Source organism: Vibrio sp. T9 (assembly GCF_003123985.1).
Classification (GTDB): Bacteria; Pseudomonadota; Gammaproteobacteria; order Enterobacterales; family Vibrionaceae; genus Vibrio; species Vibrio diabolicus.
Genome location: NZ_NIGY01000020.1, coordinates 12,813 through 30,633 on the forward strand (window position 1 = coordinate 12,813; position 17,821 = coordinate 30,633).

General features: G+C 45.6%; 14 protein-coding genes and 1 pseudogene. 3 read left to right on the top strand and 12 right to left on the bottom strand.

Annotated elements, in window-relative coordinates; genetic code table 11:
- Positions 1-31: 31 nt before the first annotated feature.
- The gene (locus CBX98_RS24215; RefSeq protein WP_005382520.1) at positions 32-619 is read right to left on the bottom strand and encodes a DUF416 family protein; all 588 of its coding nucleotides are present in this window, start codon (positions 617-619) and stop codon (positions 32-34) included.
- A gap of 66 nt (positions 620-685) precedes the next feature.
- Between CBX98_RS24215 and CBX98_RS24220 the strand changes: the two genes are divergently transcribed.
- Positions 686-1,609 carry a D-2-hydroxyacid dehydrogenase gene (locus CBX98_RS24220; protein WP_109170435.1) on the top strand — a complete coding sequence of 308 codons (924 nt, stop codon included), beginning with the start codon at positions 686-688 and terminating at the stop codon, positions 1,607-1,609.
- A 2-nt stretch (positions 1,610-1,611) separates the two neighbouring features.
- Positions 1,612-2,184 carry a uracil-DNA glycosylase family protein gene (locus tag CBX98_RS24225; RefSeq protein ID WP_048625622.1) on the top strand — a complete coding sequence of 191 codons (573 nt, stop codon included), beginning with the start codon at positions 1,612-1,614 and terminating at the stop codon, positions 2,182-2,184.
- A 239-nt stretch (positions 2,185-2,423) separates the two neighbouring features.
- Here CBX98_RS24225 and hemE read toward each other — a convergent pair whose 3' ends face one another.
- Both hemE and nudC read right to left on the bottom strand, forming a co-directional pair.
- Positions 2,424-3,491, bottom strand: a complete 1,068-nt coding sequence (hemE, locus tag CBX98_RS24230) for a uroporphyrinogen decarboxylase (RefSeq protein WP_006743188.1) — start codon at positions 3,489-3,491, stop codon at positions 2,424-2,426.
- A gap of 247 nt (positions 3,492-3,738) precedes the next feature.
- On the bottom strand, positions 3,739-4,536 hold the full coding sequence (gene nudC / locus CBX98_RS24235; RefSeq protein ID WP_006743187.1) for an NAD(+) diphosphatase: 798 nt from the start codon (positions 4,534-4,536) through the stop codon (positions 3,739-3,741).
- Between the two features lie 177 nt (positions 4,537-4,713).
- On the opposite strand from nudC, the gene CBX98_RS24240 reads away from it, so the two are divergent.
- Positions 4,714-5,205 carry an Rsd/AlgQ family anti-sigma factor gene (locus CBX98_RS24240; RefSeq protein ID WP_031780615.1) on the top strand — a complete coding sequence of 164 codons (492 nt, stop codon included), beginning with the start codon at positions 4,714-4,716 and terminating at the stop codon, positions 5,203-5,205.
- A 186-nt stretch (positions 5,206-5,391) separates the two neighbouring features.
- Here the strand turns inward: CBX98_RS24240 and rpoC are convergent, their stop codons facing one another.
- The 9 genes and pseudogenes from rpoC to CBX98_RS24290 form a co-directional block, all read right to left on the bottom strand.
- Positions 5,392-9,594: a DNA-directed RNA polymerase subunit beta' gene (gene rpoC / locus CBX98_RS24245; protein WP_005397277.1), complete on the bottom strand. Its 4,203-nt coding sequence runs from the start codon at positions 9,592-9,594 to the stop codon at positions 5,392-5,394.
- Positions 9,595-9,697: 103 nt separating this feature from the next.
- The gene (rpoB, locus tag CBX98_RS24250) at positions 9,698-13,726 is read right to left on the bottom strand and encodes a DNA-directed RNA polymerase subunit beta (protein ID WP_005397275.1); all 4,029 of its coding nucleotides are present in this window, start codon (positions 13,724-13,726) and stop codon (positions 9,698-9,700) included.
- A gap of 252 nt (positions 13,727-13,978) precedes the next feature.
- Complete coding sequence (gene rplL / locus CBX98_RS24255; RefSeq protein ID WP_005397273.1) at positions 13,979-14,347, bottom strand: 50S ribosomal protein L7/L12; 369 nt, start codon at positions 14,345-14,347, stop codon at positions 13,979-13,981.
- Positions 14,348-14,404: 57 nt separating this feature from the next.
- The gene (rplJ, locus tag CBX98_RS24260; protein WP_005397270.1) at positions 14,405-14,899 is read right to left on the bottom strand and encodes a 50S ribosomal protein L10; all 495 of its coding nucleotides are present in this window, start codon (positions 14,897-14,899) and stop codon (positions 14,405-14,407) included.
- A 293-nt stretch (positions 14,900-15,192) separates the two neighbouring features.
- Positions 15,193-15,894: a 50S ribosomal protein L1 gene (gene rplA / locus CBX98_RS24265; protein WP_005384683.1), complete on the bottom strand. Its 702-nt coding sequence runs from the start codon at positions 15,892-15,894 to the stop codon at positions 15,193-15,195.
- Between the two features lie 4 nt (positions 15,895-15,898).
- Positions 15,899-16,327: a 50S ribosomal protein L11 gene (gene rplK / locus CBX98_RS24270; RefSeq protein ID WP_005384682.1), complete on the bottom strand. Its 429-nt coding sequence runs from the start codon at positions 16,325-16,327 to the stop codon at positions 15,899-15,901.
- Positions 16,328-16,491: 164 nt separating this feature from the next.
- A complete protein-coding gene (nusG, locus tag CBX98_RS24275) occupies positions 16,492-17,040 on the bottom strand; it encodes a transcription termination/antitermination protein NusG (RefSeq protein ID WP_005384681.1) in 549 nt (182 codons plus the stop codon).
- A gap of 13 nt (positions 17,041-17,053) precedes the next feature.
- Positions 17,054-17,434: a preprotein translocase subunit SecE gene (gene secE, locus CBX98_RS24280; protein WP_005397258.1), complete on the bottom strand. Its 381-nt coding sequence runs from the start codon at positions 17,432-17,434 to the stop codon at positions 17,054-17,056.
- Between the two features lie 266 nt (positions 17,435-17,700).
- A pseudogene (locus CBX98_RS24290) lies at positions 17,701-17,821 on the bottom strand (elongation factor Tu); the annotation flags it as partial.

The window sequence follows — 17,821 nt, forward strand, 5'->3', positions numbered from 1 at the left end:
TTTGGGATGCCTTTTTCTATCTATTCAACGACTAAAGTGCGATACCGATATTGCTCACACCTTCTTCACGTAACTCTTCACGTAAATCTTTAATCAAGCTGATATCACGCTCTACCGCTTCACGCAGTGGACGGAAAATAGCCCACTGCACGTCCCATTCTTCACATACGGCTTCATTTTCTTTCTGATTGTCGTTGGTGATTGGCTCTGCACCTTGCGCTTGCTCTAGATCAGCAACGGTTTGTACCGACTGTTGGCTCACTTTAAGCATTGAATCGAAAAGGTAGTCGCGGTCCAATAGGCCATGCAGTAACGTAGACAAACCCTGACACGCGTCCATCGCTGGATAAACCCCGTAAAAATCGAACTCATCCGCACTTGGGAACAACTCTTCTAACTTCTCTAATTGACGTTCGAAGTTAATTTTCGCGTTCTTAACTGTCAAAATTTCCCATACACTATCAAGAATCGCTCTGTACGCACGCGGGTCAGCAAATTCTGTATTCTCACAAAACATCGCATAGTTTGGATACATGCGTTCACACAGACACGCCATAAAGGTAATTTGTTGCCAAGGTTCTAGTTTTTCTAAACGAACCTGAAGAGGATTCTTAAGCATAGTCACTCAATCATTGAAGAAAAAAACAGCGAAAGTGTACTTGATTCATCACAGGGAAAAAAGTTAATGCCGCATTCAAATCAGATTTTCCTGCTCTCAGAGCATCGCGACACCTACAAAACGTTACTGGCAGAGAAAAATCTGCCCGATCTTTGCCTCACCGACGAACCAGAAGCCGCTCAGATCGTACTAGCGGACCCGCCCTTACTATCACAAAGCTTAGACGAATTTTCACAGCTTGAATGGGTGCAATCCACGTTTGCTGGTGTCAACGCCTTAACATCCCCTAGCCTTCGTCAGGACTATACTCTAACTAACGTTCGAGGCATCTTTGGTCCACTGATTGCCGAATATGTGCTGGGTTACAGTATTGCCCATTACCGCCACTTTGCCCGATACCACCAGCAGCAACAAAACAAACAATGGCAGCCTCACCTCTATACATCATTACAAAGTAAAACCATGGTGATTCTCGGTACTGGTAGCATTGGGTGTTATTTGGGCAATGCCGCTAAAGCAATGGGGATAAAAACTATCGGTATGAACCGCACAGGTATTCCGACCTCAGGTGGTGAGTTTCATCAGACCTTTCATATCAGTGAACTAAGTAAGGCATTTGAACAAGCCGACATTGTTGTGAATACCCTACCAAGTACACCGGAGACGCGACAGTTACTTAATCGTCAAACGCTCAGCCAACTAAATCAGGCGTTATTGTTTAACGTAGGTCGTGGCGACGTACTGGATGAGGCAGGGTTGCTCTTCGCTCTGAAAAACCGTTGGGTAGAACACGCCTTCTTAGATGTGTTTGAGCAAGAACCGTTGTCGGTAGAGCATCCGTTTTGGAAACTACCGCAAGTCACCATCACTCCACACATTGCTGCGCTGAGTTTTCCCGAGCAAGTCATCGAGATTTTTGCTGACAACTATCTACGCTGGCGCGATGGGTTTTCATTAAATTATCAAGTGGATTTCGAAAAGGGTTACTAAGAATGTCGTTAGACGAGCTATTGCAGCGAGTGAGGGCCTGCCAGATCTGCGCGGATAATTTACCTTTGGGCGCAAACCCTGTCGTACAAGCCGCAAAAGACGCACGCATCCTAATCATCGGACAAGCGCCGGGGACGCGTGTGCACAAAACCTCGATACCTTGGAACGATCCAAGCGGCGATCGGTTACGCCAATGGCTCGATATCGACAAAGACATTTTCTACGACCCAAACAAAATAGCCATTGTCCCGATGGGCTTCTGCTATCCAGGCAAGGGGAACTCTGGCGATTTACCTCCTCGCAAAGAGTGTGCGCCCGCTTGGCACAAAAAGATTCTCGAGCAGTTGCCCAATATAGAGCTGACGCTACTGATTGGTCAGTACTCACAGCAGTACTATCTCACCAACAAACCAAAGACACTCACGCAAACCGTTCAGCAATGGCAGGATTGGGAACCTGATTTTATCCCGCTTCCTCATCCTTCTCCACGCAATACATTGTGGTTAAAGAAGAATCCTTGGTTTGAATCTGAAGTCGTGCCATACCTTAAAAAACGCGTTCACTCGATGCTTTAGGTTACCCATGATCTAATTGATTTTTTATCTGTACAAGAAAATGATCACACAAACACAAAACCGCTAAGCTGTTGTTTATAATGATATTAAAAAATAAACGTACAGACTAAATAGTAATTAGATCATAGTAGGCCAAATACTACTAGAGCTGTACAACCTTGAGTTTCAGATAAAAAATTGAATTTTAGGTAAAAAAATACCGGCACTGAATGCCGGCATTTGATTGTAAAAAATCTAACTTACTTGTGGTATGGCTTAGATAACTCGTGTACCGCTTCCACAAATACGCCCGCGTTTTCTGGCGGTACATCCAAGTGGATACCGTGACCTAGGTTGAACACATGACCAGTCCCCGTATCACCAAATCCTTCTAGGATATCCGCTACTTCTTCACGGATGCGCTCTGGCGAAGCGTAAAGCATTGATGGGTCCATGTTACCTTGCAGCGCCACCTTATCACCGATACGTGCTTTCGCGTCTGCAATGTTGATTGTCCAGTCTAGACCAACCGCATCACAGCCCGTTGCTGCGATTTGCTCAAGCCACATACCGCCATTCTTAGTAAACAGTGTGACTGGCACGCGACGACCATCGTTTTCACGAATCAGACCATCTACAATCTTGTGCATGTATTGCAGTGAGAACAGGTTGTAGTCACGAGGCGTCAGTACGCCACCCCATGTGTCAAATACCATTACCGATTGCGCGCCTGCTTTAATTTGCGCGTTTAGGTACTCGATAACGCTGTCTGCTAGCTTATCTAGAAGTAAGTGCAGAGTTTGTGGTTCCGCGTACATCATTTTCTTAATCTTGGTGAAGGCTTTAGAACTGCCACCTTCGATCATGTACGTCGCAAGAGTCCAAGGACTACCAGAAAAACCAATCAGCGGCACTTCACCCTTCAGGTCTTTACGGATCTGGCGTACTGCGTTCATTACGTATTGCAGTTCACCTTCTGGATCTGGCAAACCAATTTTTTCCACGTCAGCTTTGCATGTAATTGGGTTATCAAAAACAGGTCCTTCACCCGCAGCAAAACGCAAACCAAGCCCCATGGCATCTGGAATCGTTAAGATGTCCGAGAATAAGATCGCGGCATCAAGAGGAAAACGGCGTAATGGTTGAAGTGTCACTTCGGATGCTAATTCTGCATTTCGACACAAAGACATGAAATCACCCGCTTCTGCACGAGTCGCTTTGTATTCTGGTAGGTAACGACCTGCCTGGCGCATCATCCATACTGGCGTGTAATCTACCGGCTCTTTTAAAAGCGCACGCAGATAACGATCATTTTTTAATTCAGTCATTCCGTAATTCCAACTGTTAGGCTTTCTGTGAAAGGGGGTATTCTATCACTGATTTAAGTCCAATAGCTGTGTGCTTTGCAACCTGGATCAAGTTATTAACTTTTAAATCAATGCTTAATTTGCACCCAATCGGTATCAGTGCTAAAAATTTGTTCGCTAGCGAAAACTACAATTATAAACTGAGTACCCAGTACTCAGCATCTCATAACGACATCTTACTTACCCCCTCCCTCTCGGAGGGTTTTTTTTATCTATTTATCAGATAATTAGAATCAATATCTTGTAGCGTTTGTTCGATAAGCGCTCTTGCAATCGTTCCTTTAGGCGCAACAGGCGGCATCTCGTCAATACCAAACCATTGTGCATCAGACAGCTCAGTGTAGTCTGGACTTAACTCTCCCGATTCATAGTCAGCTAAAAACCCCATCATCATACTCGATGGGAAAGCCCAAGGCTGGCTGCCAAAGTAACGAATATTTTTAACGAGAATTCCCGTTTCTTCATGAATTTCTCGAGCCACACACTCTTCTAATGTCTCACCGACTTCTAAGAAGCCAGCAATAACCGTATACATACCATTTCGATGCCTTGGATGTTGGGCTAATAAGATCTGATTTTCTTTACGTACAGCAACGATAATACACGGAAATATTCGAGGATAATGTAGGGTACGGCATTCGCCACACTGCATAGCTAACTGGTTATTATTAAGAAAGTTTCTTCCACCGCACTGTGGGCAAAAACGCAGACTTTGCGTCATGTGCCCATACTGAACCGCTTTACTTAACAACATAAATAATGGCTCAGGAAAATGCAGGCAGTCACGCAGTGAGACTAATGGTAGATCATGCTCCAAATCAGACAAATTAAGCCACATGACGGGCGAACCAGAATACTCACCAATGGGTCTTGCACTCACTTCAGGCAGTGATAACTGCTCTGCAGACCCGAAAGGCACAGCACCATCCACCAGCCAAATTTCACTTCCTGCAACAACACACCAGTATGCATTTATCGCGCGGTTAACATCACCTTTTCTTAACATTACACCATCCCTTTGCTTGAAGTTCGTTCATTTTACTGGCAATCTAATTTCATACTAGAGTTTGTCGTTAAGTAAATTCGCACTCTAAATTCTAGTAAGGACAAGAGTTTGTAATAACTTTACTAACTTTGCTTTGCAAAGGATACGTTCGCCAACAGGCGATCAGATCATGAGGGCATGGTCATGCTAAAAAAATTCAAACAAACACAAGACCAGTGGGGTGGCTCAAGTGATGTCATTGATCACTGGTTAGAGACAAGACAATCCCTGATTGTTGAATATTGTAAGCTTGCAGCACTGCAACCTTGTTCGAAAACCAATGTTATTGAACTCCCATCTCCTTCCGAATTGCAGGATTTCTGTCAGCATCTCGTTGATTACATCTCCGAGGGCCATTTTAAAATCTATGACATGGTTATGGATCGCTGGAAAGCAACTGGCTTTGTCGTGACCAATGAGATCAATCAAACTTATGGCCAAATAGTCCTGACAACTGAACCACTATTGAACTTTAACGATAAGTACTCAGAAGTTACTGAAGATGATGAATTAGATGATTTCGATTCTGATATGTGTCTAATTGGCGAAATTCTTGAGACTCGATTTGAAGTCGAGGACTATCTGATACAGCAGATCGCAGAAAGTCTGTCTATGCCCCCAGGGGCTTAGTGTTTGCGAACATTCAGAGACTGAAGGATAGAAAAGACTGACGATCATCGTCGGTCTTTTTTGTTTCTAGCCTTATCACTATTACCTTCTCTAAGAACCCTCTCGAAGAAAAAGGCAGGATAAAAACTAAAAAGGCACCCGAAGGTGCCTTTTTCTTAAGCTTCTAACGATTACTCGTTAAATGGCTTACTCTTCAGAAGAGAAACCAGCGTTTAGAAGTGCCGCTAGGTTGTCCGTTGCTTGCTCAGCAGAAGGACCATCTTGCGCTTCAGAACGTTTAGCTTGACGCTCTTGGTGGTATGCGAAACCAGTACCAGCTGGGATCAGACGACCAACAATTACGTTCTCTTTCAGACCACGTAAGTCGTCACGCTTACCAGAAACTGCTGCTTCTGTTAGTACGCGAGTTGTCTCCTGGAACGATGCCGCAGAGATGAACGACTCAGTCGCTAGAGATGCTTTAGTGATACCTAGTAGTTCACGTTCGAAACGTGCAGGCTCTTTGCCTTCAGCTTCTAGGTTACGGTTAGCAATCTTAACTTGTGAGTACTCAATCTGCTCACCAGGTAGGAACTCAGAGTCACCAGAGTGAGTAATAGTACACTTACGTAGCATCTGACGAACGATAGTTTCAATGTGCTTATCGTTAATCTTAACGCCTTGTAGACGGTAAACTTCCTGTACTTCGTTAGCAATGTACTGCGTTACCGCGTGTACGCCACGTAGACGTAGGATGTCGTGTGGAGACTCTGGACCATCTGCGATCACGTCACCACGTTCAACTTTTTCACCTTCGAATACGTTCAACTGACGATGCTTAGGAATCATCTCTTCGTAAGCTTCACCGCTTTCACGTGTGATCACTAAGCGACGTTTACCTTTCGTCTCTTTACCGAAGCTCACAGTACCTGTGTGCTCAGCAAGGATTGCAGGCTCTTTCGGCTTACGTGCTTCAAATAGGTCAGCAACTCGTGGAAGACCACCGGTGATATCTTTGTTACCGCCAGACTTCTGAGGAATACGTGCTAGTGTCGCACCAACACCTACTGCTGCGCCATCTTCGATGTTCACAATCGCTTTACCAGGTAGGAAGTAGTGAGCTGGCATATCAGTACCAGGGATCATTACATCGTTACCTTGCTCATCAACAAGTTTGATAGCTGGACGCATATCTTTACCTGCTGAAGGGCGAGCTGCTGGGTCAGTTACTTCGCTTGAAGATAGACCAGTTAGGTCATCAGTTTGACGAGATACTGTTACGCCGTCGATCATATCTACAAACTGGATTCGACCTGCTACCTCAGTAATGATAGGTAGTGTGTGCGCTTCCCAGTTTGCAACTGTTTCGCCAGCTTGAACTGTATCGCCATCGCCTTTGCTTAGTAGCGTACCGTAAGGCAGTTTGTGTTTCTCTTTCGTACGACCAAACTCATCAATAATAGTTAGCTCTGTCGCACGAGAAGTGATAACGATCTTACCGTCATCTGCTAGTACAGATTTAGCGTTGTGTAGCTTGATAGAACCGTTGTTCTTAACTTGAACACTGTTCTCTGCCGCTGCTGTCGATGCCGCACCACCGATGTGGAACGTACGCATGGTAAGCTGTGTACCTGGTTCACCGATAGACTGAGCAGCGATAACACCTACTGCTTCACCTTGGTTCACTAGGTGGCCACGTGCTAGGTCACGACCGTAACACTGTGCACAACAACCGAAGTCAGAATCACACGTTACTACAGAGCGCACTTTCATGCTGTCTACTGAGTTCTCTTCCATGATTTGACACCACTTCTCATCGATCAGGGTGTTACGTGGAATAAGAACGTCTTCAGTGCCAGGTTTTAGTACGTCTTCAGCAACAACACGACCAAGAGCAAGCTCAGAAAGTGCAACTTTAACATCACCACCCTCGATGTGAGGCATCATGTCGACACCTTCGTGAGTGCCACAGTCATGTTCAGTTACAACAACGTCTTGAGCAACGTCTACTAGACGACGAGTTAGGTAACCCGAGTTCGCTGTTTTCAGTGCCGTATCCGCAAGACCCTTACGAGCACCGTGCGTTGAGATAAAGTACTGAAGTACGTTTAGACCTTCTTTAAAGTTCGCTGTGATCGGCGTTTCGATGATTGAACCATCTGGACGCGCCATCAGACCACGCATACCCGCAAGCTGACGAATCTGTGCTGCAGAACCACGAGCGCCCGAGTCCGCCATCATGTAGATGCTGTTGAATGACTCTTGCTGTTCCTCTTCACCATCACGGTTAACTACCGTTTCAGATGAAAGGTTTTCCATCATTGCTTTCGCAACACGGTCGTTGGTCGATGCCCAGATATCGATAACTTTGTTGTAGCGTTCGCCCGCAGTAACAAGACCTGATTGGTACTGTTCCTGGATTTCACGTACTTCTTCTTCCGCTTCAGCGATTTCAGTGTACTTAGCTGCTGGTACAACCATATCGTCGATACCAACAGATACACCAGAAAGTGCCGCGTATGCGAAACCTGTGTACATGATTTGGTCAGCGAAGATTACCGTGTCTTTCAGACCTAGTTTACGGTACGCCTCGTTAAGTAGGTTAGAGATTTGCTTCTTACCTAGCTTTTGGTTAACGATGCTGTACGGTAGACCAGCTGGCACGATTTGCCATAGCATTGCACGACCAACAGTGGTATCTACCATCTTAGTTTCAGTAGTGCTGTTGCCGTCTTCGTCTACAACGGTTTCTGTAATACGTACTTTAACGCGTGCATGAAGCTCAGCTTGTTTAGTGCGGTATGCTTTCTCAGCCTCTTCTGGGCCAGAAAGGTACATGCCTTCACCTTTCACGTTGATCTTTTCACGAGTCATGTAGTACAGACCCAATACAACGTCCTGAGAAGGTACGATGATCGGATCACCTGACGCTGGCGACAGAATGTTGTTTGTCGACATCATCAGAGTACGAGCTTCAAGCTGTGCCTCTAGAGTTAGAGGTACGTGAACCGCCATTTGGTCACCATCGAAGTCCGCGTTGTACGCCGCACATACAAGTGGGTGTAGCTGAATCGCTTTACCTTCGATTAGTACTGGTTCGAACGCCTGGATACCGAGACGGTGAAGTGTCGGTGCACGGTTCAATAGTACTGGGTGTTCACGGATTACTTCGTCTAGGATATCCCAAACGACCGCTTCTTCACGCTCTACCATTTTCTTAGCAGCTTTGATTGTAGTCGCAAGACCACGAGTCTCTAGCTTGCTGTAGATGAATGGTTTGAATAGCTCAAGTGCCATCTTCTTAGGAAGACCACACTGGTGCAGACGAAGGTATGGACCTACTGTGATTACAGAACGGCCAGAGTAGTCTACACGTTTACCTAGAAGGTTCTGACGGAAACGACCTTGTTTACCCTTGATCATATCAGCAAGAGATTTCAGAGGACGCTTGTTAGAACCTGTGATCGCACGACCACGACGACCGTTATCTAGTAGCGCATCAACAGACTCTTGCAGCATACGTTTTTCGTTACGTACGATGATGTCCGGAGCAGCTAGCTCTAGAAGACGCTTCAAACGGTTGTTACGGTTGATCACACGACGGTATAGATCGTTAAGATCAGAAGTCGCAAAGCGACCGCCATCTAGAGGTACTAGAGGACGTAGATCTGGCGGAAGTACTGGAAGTACTGTTAGGATCATCCACTCTGGGTTGTTACCCGATGCGATGAACGCTTCTACCAGCTTAAGACGCTTAGTTACTTTCTTACGCTTAGTTTCAGAGTTTGTTGTCTCTAACTCTTCACGCATTTGTTCTGCTTCAGCGTGCATATCCATAGAACCTAGTAGGTCCTTGATAGCTTCCGCACCCATCTTAGCAGTGAACTCGTCGCCCCACTCTTCTAGACGATCTAGATACTCTTCTTCCGTAAGCATCTGACCTTTTTCTAGATCAGTCATACCTGGTTCTGTTACTACGTACATTTCGAAGTAAAGAACACGTTCGATATCACGTAGAGGGATATCCATCAGTAGACCGATACGAGACGGTAGCGATTTTAGGAACCAGATGTGAGCTACTGGTGAAGCCAGTTCAATGTGGCCCATACGGTCACGACGAACTTTAGTTTGTGTAACTTCTACACCACACTTCTCACAGATAACACCACGGTGCTTCAGGCGCTTGTACTTACCACAAAGACATTCGTAGTCTTTAACTGGACCAAAGATACGCGCACAGAACAGACCATCGCGTTCAGGTTTGAACGTACGATAGTTGATCGTTTCAGGTTTTTTAACTTCACCAAAAGACCATGAACGGATCATGTCTGGTGAAGATAGACCGATTTTGATTGCATCAAATTCTTCGGTCTTATGCTGTGCTTTTAGAAAGTTTAATAAGTCTTTCACAATCAGCTCCTGTAAGGAGTTAAAAGGAGCTCACTCGCTAAAGTGAGCACCTTCTTCCAAATAATCGCTTTGATTCTCTCGACTTTCATCAAGAGAGAAAGGATTACTCTTCGTCTTCTAGCTCGATGTTGATACCTAGCGAGCGGATCTCTTTCAACAGTACGTTGAACGATTCTGGCATGCCAGGTTCCATGCTGTGGTTACCGTCTACGATGTTCTTGTACATCTTAGTACGGCCGTTAACGTCATCCGACTTAACCGTTAGCATTTCTTGTAGCGTGTAAGCAGCACCGTATGCTTCTAGTGCCCATACTTCCATCTCACCGAAACGCTGACCACCGAACTGAGCTTTACCACCTAGTGGCTGCTGAGTTACTAGGCTGTACGAACCAGTTGAACGAGCGTGCATCTTGTCGTCAACAAGGTGGTTCAGTTTCAGCATGTACATGTAACCAACAGTTACAGGACGCTCAAACGCATCACCTGTGCGACCATCAAATAGCGTTAACTGACCTGATGTTGGTAGATCTGCTAGCTCAAGAAGTGCTTTGATTGACTCTTCTGGAGCACCATCAAATACAGGAGTCGCGATTGGTAGACCGCCACGCAAGTTCTTGATCAGAGTACGTACTTCATCATCAGATAGAGAAGCAATGTCTACTTTCTGGCGAGTGTCGCCTAGGTCGTAAACTTTTTGTAGGAACTCACGGAATTTCGCTAGTTCTTGCTGCTCTTTAACCATCTGGTTGATCTTGTCACCGATACCTTTCGCTGCCAGACCTAAGTGTACTTCTAGGATCTGACCGATGTTCATACGCGAAGGTACACCCAGTGGGTTAAGTACGATGTCTACAGGCTGACCTTTTTCATCGTATGGCATGTCTTCAACAGGGTTGATCTTAGAGATTACACCCTTGTTACCGTGACGACCCGCCATCTTATCACCAGGCTGAATGCGACGTTTAACCGCTAGGTAAACCTTAACGATCTTCAGTACGCCAGGTGCTAAATCATCACCTTGAGTGATCTTACGACGTTTAGTTTCGAACTTCTTATCGAAGTCAGCTTTTAGCTCGTCCCACTGCTCAGCAAGTTGCTCAAGCTGAGTTTGTAGTGCGTCATCTTCTAGCGTTAGCTCTAGCCACTTCTTACGATCAGTCGTGTCTAGTTTCGCTTCAGAGTAACCGCCTTCAATCAATACAGCTTTAACACGGTTTAGAAGGCCACCCTCAAGAATCTGGAATTCTTCAGTTAGGTCTTTCTTCGCTTCTTTAAGCTGCATCTGTTCGATTTCAAGCGCACGCTTGTCTTTCTCTACGCCATCGCGAGTGAAGACTTGAACGTCGATGATCGTACCTGATACAGAGTTAGGTACACGTAGTGAAGTATCTTTAACATCAGATGCTTTTTCACCGAAGATTGCACGTAGTAGCTTCTCTTCAGGCGTTAGCTGAGTTTCACCTTTAGGTGTTACTTTACCAACTAGGATGTCGCCACCCTTAACTTCAGCACCGATGTAAACGATACCTGACTCGTCTAGTTTAGACAGAGCAGATTCACCTACGTTTGGAATATCAGCTGTAATCTCTTCAGAGCCCAGCTTAGTATCACGCGCCACACAAGTAAGTTCTTGAATGTGGATTGTCGTGAAGCGGTCTTCTTGAACTACGCGCTCAGATACTAAGATCGAGTCTTCGAAGTTGTAACCGTTCCAAGGCATGAACGCGATACGCATGTTTTGACCAAGCGCTAGCTCACCTAGGTCTGTCGAAGGACCATCAGCAAGCACGTCACCGCGTGATACAGGTTCACCTGGCATCACACATGGGCGTTGGTTAATACATGTGTTCTGGTTAGAACGTGTGTATTTAGTCAGGTTGTAGATATCGATACCAGCTTCACCTGGTACTAGCTCTTCTTCGTTTACTTTAACAACGATACGAGAAGCATCTACTGACTGGATTACACCACCACGTTTCGCAACTGCAGTTACACCTGAGTCAACGGCTACGTTACGTTCAATACCAGTACCAACAAGCGGTTTGTCAGCTTTCAGTGTCGGAACTGCCTGACGTTGCATGTTCGCACCCATCAATGCACGGTTCGCATCATCGTGTTCTAGGAACGGGATAAGCGATGCAGCGATAGATACAACCTGGTTTGTCGCAACGTCCATGTACTGAGCGTGCTCACGAGGGTGTAGACCAGATTCACCTTTCTGACGAGCTGTGATCAGCTCATCTGCAAAAGTACCATCTTCGTTTAGCTTAGCGTTCGCCTGAGCGATAACAAATTGGCCTTCTTCGATTGCAGACAGGTAATCTACTTCGTCTGTTACTACGCCATCTACAACGCGACGGTATGGTGTCTCTAGGAAACCGTACTCGTTACAACGCGCAAACGCAGATAGAGAGTTGATCAGACCGATGTTTGGACCTTCAGGCGTTTCGATAGGACATAGACGACCGTAGTGCGTTACGTGTACGTCACGTACTTCGAAGCCAGCACGTTCACGAGTTAGACCGCCAGGACCCAATGCAGAAATACGACGCTTGTGCGTTACTTCTGATAGCGGGTTGTTTTGGTCCATGAACTGTGAAAGCTGTGAAGAGCCAAAGAATTCTTTAACTGCCGCAGAAATTGGCTTCGCGTTGATCAAGTCTTGAGGCATGATTGCGTCAAGATCGCCTAGGCTTAGACGCTCTTTAACTGCACGCTCAACACGTACTAGACCTACACGGAACTGGTTCTCAGCCATTTCGCCTACAGAACGGATACGACGGTTGCCTAGGTGGTCGATATCGTCCACTTCGCCCTTACCGTTACGGATCGCGATCAGCTTCTTCATCACTTCGATGATATCAGTTTCATCAAGTGTGCCTTGCTCTTGAGCATCTTCACGGCCGATAGAGCTGTTGAACTTCATACGACCAACAGTCGATAGATCGTAACGCTCTTCAGAGAAGAATAGGCTTTCGAATAGAGCTTCTGCAGCTTCTTTTGTTGGCGGCTCACCAGGGCGCATCATGCGGTAGATTTCTACCAATGCAGAAATACGATCAACCGTGCTGTCGATACGTAGTGTTTCTGACATGAATGGACCGTGGTCTAGATCGTTCGTAAATAGAACTTCTAGCGCTTTGTGGCCAGCCTGAGATAGGTTCGCTAGTGCTTCCAGGCTGATTTCCTGGTTAGCGTTAACAATGATCTCGCCAGTTGCTTCATTGATGTAATCTTTTGATGCAACTTTACCTACGATGTACTCAACTGGTACTTCGATGTGATCAACACCATCTTTTTCTAGTTGGCGGATATGACGAGCTGTTACGCGACGACCTTGCTCAACGTAAACTTTACCATTCGCTTCGATGTCGAACGACGCAGTTTCACCACGTAGACGATCTGGAACCAACTCCATCAATAGAGTTTGGTCTTTCACTTCGAAGTTCACTTTCTCGAAGAAGAGATCTAGGATTTCTTCTGTCGACTTACCTAGTGCACGAAGGATGATCGATGCTGGTAGCTTACGACGGCGGTCGATACGAACGTACAAGTTATCCTTAGGATCAAACTCGAAATCAAGCCATGAACCACGGTAAGGAATAACACGTGCGTTGTATAAAACTTTACCTGAAGAGTGGGTCTTACCCTTATCGCTGTCGAAGAACACGCCTGGGCTTCGGTGCAGCTGGGATACGATAACCCTCTCGGTACCGTTAATTACGAAGGTACCATTGTCTGTCATGAGTGGAATTTCACCCATGTAGACTTCTTGTTCTTTAATGTCTTTTACAGTACCTGCTGGCGCGTCTTTATCAAAGATAACTAGGCGTAGTTTTACACGTAGTGGCTTTGAGTAAGTTACACCGCGGATTTGACATTCTTTAACGTCAAAAACTGGCTCACCAAGACGGTAGCTAACGTATTGCAGCTCAGAATTGCCGTTGTAGCTCTGAATCGGGAATACAGAACGGAAAGCGGCTTCAAGACCGTATTGACCTTCAGGATCCTGTTCGATGAATTTGTCGAACGAATCGAGCTGGATCGATAGCAGGTATGGAATGTCCAAAACTTGTGGACGAGTACCAAAGTCCTTACGGATGCGCTTTTTCTCGGTATAAGAGTAAACCATGGGGTTCCTCAGCTCGCTGATAAGTGACCCAAACTGTCCGCCCGCTCCTAGTTACTTAAGGGGGGTAAGGGACAGTGACTAATATAGCTGTTTACTGTAGTGACATTTCATTTCGTAAGAATGAAATGTTTTTTGCATGGATATCAGGCGCTTAAACAGCGGGAAAATTCGCCTATACCCTACAGCGCAAAAAGGCCGGTGGTTAAAAAACCACCAGCCAATTAGCCGTTAGGCTAAGAAACTATGCAATAATTACTTAACAGCAACAGTTGCACCAGCTTCTTCTAGCTGAGCTTTAAGAGCTTCAGCTTCTGCTTTCTCAACACCTTCTTTAAGAGGTGCTGGAGCGCCGTCTACAAGAGCTTTAGCTTCTTTAAGACCTAGGCCAGTTGCGCCACGTACTGCTTTGATTACAGCAACTTTGTTACCGCCAGCAGCTTCTAGGATTACGTCGAATTCAGTTTGCTCAGCAGCAGCTTCGCCGCCAGCAGCGCCGCCAGCTACAACAGCAGCAGCAGCAGAAACACCGAATTTCTCTTCCATTGCTTCGATTAGTTCAACAACTTGCATTACAGACATTTCTGCAACTGCGTCTAGGATTTGCTCGTTAGTAATAGACATAACAATTCTCTTTTAAGTCAACAATAAGTTTATTAAGCAACCAGTAAAAAGCAAGGCTTATGCCGCTGCTTCTTGTTTTTGATCGCGGATAGCTGCGATAGTACGCGCCAGCTTGCCAGCCGAAGCTTCTTTCATGCACATCATTAGGCGTGCAATTGCTTCGTCGTAAGTTGGTAGTGTTGCTAGTACTTCAGCGTCAGTTAAAGCGCCTTCATAAGCAGCAGCTTTGATCTCGAAATCTTTGTTCTCTTTAGCGAAGTCTTTGAAAAGACGCGCTGCAGCACCTGGGTGCTCATTAGAGAATGCGATTAGTGTAGGACCAGTGAAAGTGTCAGTTAGACACTCGTACTCAGTACCTTCAACCGCACGACGAGCAAGAGTGTTACGAACAACTCTCATGTAAACGCCAGCTTCACGAGCTTGTTTACGTAGAGAAGTCATCGCGCCAACTTGAACGCCACGAGAATCAGCTACAACTGCAGAAAGTGCACCACTGGCAGCTTCGTTGACTTCAGCAACAATTGCTTTTTTGTCTTGAAGGTTTAAAGCCATCTTGGATTTACTCCTGGTTGTCGTTACACCACTCACTATCATCACGACAGTGAGAGCTATTGAGGTGCTTCCCCAGAAGAAAGTTAACTATATTACATAGAGCTTTCTGTCAGTTCGGGCACCATCTACGTAGGATAATTAAGTTTGCTTTTACACAAACACCTACGGTCTTGGACGGAGACTGGGTCTTAATTCATTTCGAACTAGGAGACAGTTCAAAGAACCAAAGTTCAGCCCCAACCACAAATATTAGGCGCAAAATTATACACTAATTTTGCGCCTAAGCAAATAAATTATGCTTGAGTGTTCAGGCTAGCCTGATCAACAGCAACACCAGCACCCATAGTAGTAGAGATGCTTACTTTCTTCAGGAAAGTACCTTTCGCTGAAGATGGCTTAGCTTTCTTCAGAGCAACTAGAAGTGCTTCTAGGTTCTCTTTGATCTGCTCAGCAGAGAAGTTTGCTTTACCGATAGTAGTGTGGATGATGCCGTTTTTGTCGTTACGGTAACGAACCTGACCAGCTTTAGCGTTTTTAACTGCTTCAGCAACGTTAGGAGTTACAGTACCAACTTTAGGGTTTGGCATAAGACCGCGAGGACCTAGGATAGTACCTAGTTGACCTACAACGCGCATTGCATCTGGAGAAGCAACAACTACGTCAAAGTTCATTTCGCCTTTCTTAACTTGCTCAGCAAGATCTTCCATACCTACGATGTCTGCGCCAGCTTCTTTAGCTGCTTCAGCGTTAGCACCTTGAGTGAACACTGCAACGCGGATTTCGCGGCCAGTACCGTGAGGTAGTACAGTTGCACCACGTACGTTCTGGTCAGATTTACGAGCATCAATGCCTAGGTTAACAGCAACGTCTACAGACTCAACGAATTTCGCAGTCGCTAGTTCTTGAAGAAGAGCAACAGCTTCGTTGATTTCGTATTCTTTAGTTACGTCAACTTTTTCGCGGATTACGCGCATGCGCTTAGTTAGTTTTGCCATCTTATTAACCCTCTACCACTAGGCCCATTGAACGAGCAGTACCAGCGATAGAACGCTTCATCGCTTCGATGTCAGCACCAGTCATATCAGCAGCTTTAGTTTCTGCGATTTCTTGGATTTGAGCGTCAGTTACAGTACCAACTTTTTCAGTGTTTGGACGACCTGAACCAGACTTAACGCCAGCAGCTTTCTTAAGAAGAACTGCAGCAGGTGGAGTCTTAGTTACGAACGTGAAAGAACGGTCGCTGTATACTGTGATAACTACTGGAGTTGGTAGACCTTTCTCAATAGATTCTGTTTTTGCGTTGAACGCTTTACAGAATTCCATGATGTTCACACCGTGTTGACCTAGTGCAGGACCTACTGGTGGACTAGGGTTAGCCATACCAGCAGCAACTTGTAGCTTGATGTAAGCTTCAACTTTCTTAGCCATGATAATTCCTAAGTTTGGGTACAAACGCTAATCGCGGATCAGCTCCCCGTTTGTGTAAGAAACTTTTTACTTCACTTGAAGTAAAAAGGCGCGAAATTATAGTCATAATCCGCGCCTTATACAACCCTAAAAAGGTGATTTTTTATACTCTTTAACGAAGAGTCTTAGTCCAGCTTTTCAACCTGACCAAATTCAAGCTCAACTGGTGTCGCACGACCAAAGATCGAGACAGACACTTTCAGGCGGCTCTTCTCGTAATCCACTTCTTCAACAGTACCGTTGAAGTCAGCAAATGGACCTTCGTTAACACGTACCACTTCACCCGCTTCGTACATTGTACGTGGACGAGGCGCTTCACTCGCTTTCTCAAGACGATTAAGAATCGCGTCAGCCTCTTTATCCGTGATAGGTGCCGGACGGTCTGAGGTACCACCAATGAAGCCCATGACACGCGGCACACTGCGTACTAGGTGCCATGATTCATCGTTCATAATCATCTGAACAAGGACGTAACCTGGGAAGAACTTACGCTCAGATTTGCGACGCTGACCCGCGCGCATTTCCACTACTTCTTCAGTAGGAACCAGTACTTCACCGAATAGCTCTTCCATGCCGTGCATTTTGATATGCTCGCGCAGAGATTGAGCTACACGACCTTCAAATCCAGAGAAGGCTTGAACCACATACCAGCGTTTTTTTGGAGCTTCACTCATGAATAAAAACCCTCTATACCCCAGTTGCTAGAGCTACTAGACGAACCATAATTCCGTCAATACCCCATAGCACTAGAGCCATTACAATACTTACAGCTAAAACGATCAGTGTTGTTTGCATGGTTTCTTGGCGAGTAGGCCAAACAACTTTACGTACTTCCATACGCGATTCTTTTGCAAAACTGATCGCTGCTTTACCTTTAGTCGTTGTTGCTGCAACGCCTAAGGCAGCTGCAATAAGAACAACAACGCCTGCAGCACGAACCACTACAGACATTTCACCATACAGGTAATTACCCACAACAGCGGCAGCTGCCAATACGAAAGCGGCTAACCACTTAAACGTATCTGCTGCGTTTGAGCTATCAGGAGTTTCAGCATTATTTGCTTTCATAAAACCAACCTGTTACAAGTCTTAATATAGACGACAACAACCCCGCTGTTGCAGGGCAAACTCCATATCGCTGAAAAAATCAGCGTACTCTTCTTAAGATTAAGCATCTTTGCTTAATCTTGCTCTGCGCCCAACCCACTTCTGAACAAGAAAACAGCAAAAATAATGTTGAGTGCAGAAAAAGGGCATCAAATGATGCCCTTTTTGCTACTGGTTCGTCAAATCTAATTCAAGATTTTCCGAAAGCATCGCTAATTCGCTATGAATTAGTCGAAGATCTTAGCAACAACACCAGCACCTACTGTACGGCCACCTTCACGGATCGCGAAACGTAGACCTTCGTCCATTGCGATTGGTGCGATTAGCTCAACAGTCATCTGTACGTTG

What these genes read in the sequence shown, in the direction of transcription:
- CBX98_RS24215 (WP_005382520.1), bottom strand. Translation starts at nt 619, where the DNA reads ATGCTTAAGAATCCTCTTCAGGTTCGTTTAGAAAAACTAGAACCTTGG.
- CBX98_RS24220 (WP_109170435.1), top strand. Translation starts at nt 686, where the DNA reads ATGCCGCATTCAAATCAGATTTTCCTGCTCTCAGAGCATCGCGACACC.
- CBX98_RS24225 (WP_048625622.1), top strand. Translation starts at nt 1,612, where the DNA reads ATGTCGTTAGACGAGCTATTGCAGCGAGTGAGGGCCTGCCAGATCTGC.
- hemE (WP_006743188.1), bottom strand. Translation starts at nt 3,491, where the DNA reads ATGACTGAATTAAAAAATGATCGTTATCTGCGTGCGCTTTTAAAAGAG.
- nudC (WP_006743187.1), bottom strand. Translation starts at nt 4,536, where the DNA reads ATGTTAAGAAAAGGTGATGTTAACCGCGCGATAAATGCATACTGGTGT.
- CBX98_RS24240 (WP_031780615.1), top strand. Translation starts at nt 4,714, where the DNA reads ATGGTCATGCTAAAAAAATTCAAACAAACACAAGACCAGTGGGGTGGC.
- rpoB (WP_005397275.1), bottom strand. Translation starts at nt 13,726, where the DNA reads ATGGTTTACTCTTATACCGAGAAAAAGCGCATCCGTAAGGACTTTGGT.
- rplL (WP_005397273.1), bottom strand. Translation starts at nt 14,347, where the DNA reads ATGTCTATTACTAACGAGCAAATCCTAGACGCAGTTGCAGAAATGTCT.
- rplJ (WP_005397270.1), bottom strand. Translation starts at nt 14,899, where the DNA reads ATGGCTTTAAACCTTCAAGACAAAAAAGCAATTGTTGCTGAAGTCAAC.
- rplA (WP_005384683.1), bottom strand. Translation starts at nt 15,894, where the DNA reads ATGGCAAAACTAACTAAGCGCATGCGCGTAATCCGCGAAAAAGTTGAC.
- rplK (WP_005384682.1), bottom strand. Translation starts at nt 16,327, where the DNA reads ATGGCTAAGAAAGTTGAAGCTTACATCAAGCTACAAGTTGCTGCTGGT.
- nusG (WP_005384681.1), bottom strand. Translation starts at nt 17,040, where the DNA reads ATGAGTGAAGCTCCAAAAAAACGCTGGTATGTGGTTCAAGCCTTCTCT.
- secE (WP_005397258.1), bottom strand. Translation starts at nt 17,434, where the DNA reads ATGAAAGCAAATAATGCTGAAACTCCTGATAGCTCAAACGCAGCAGAT.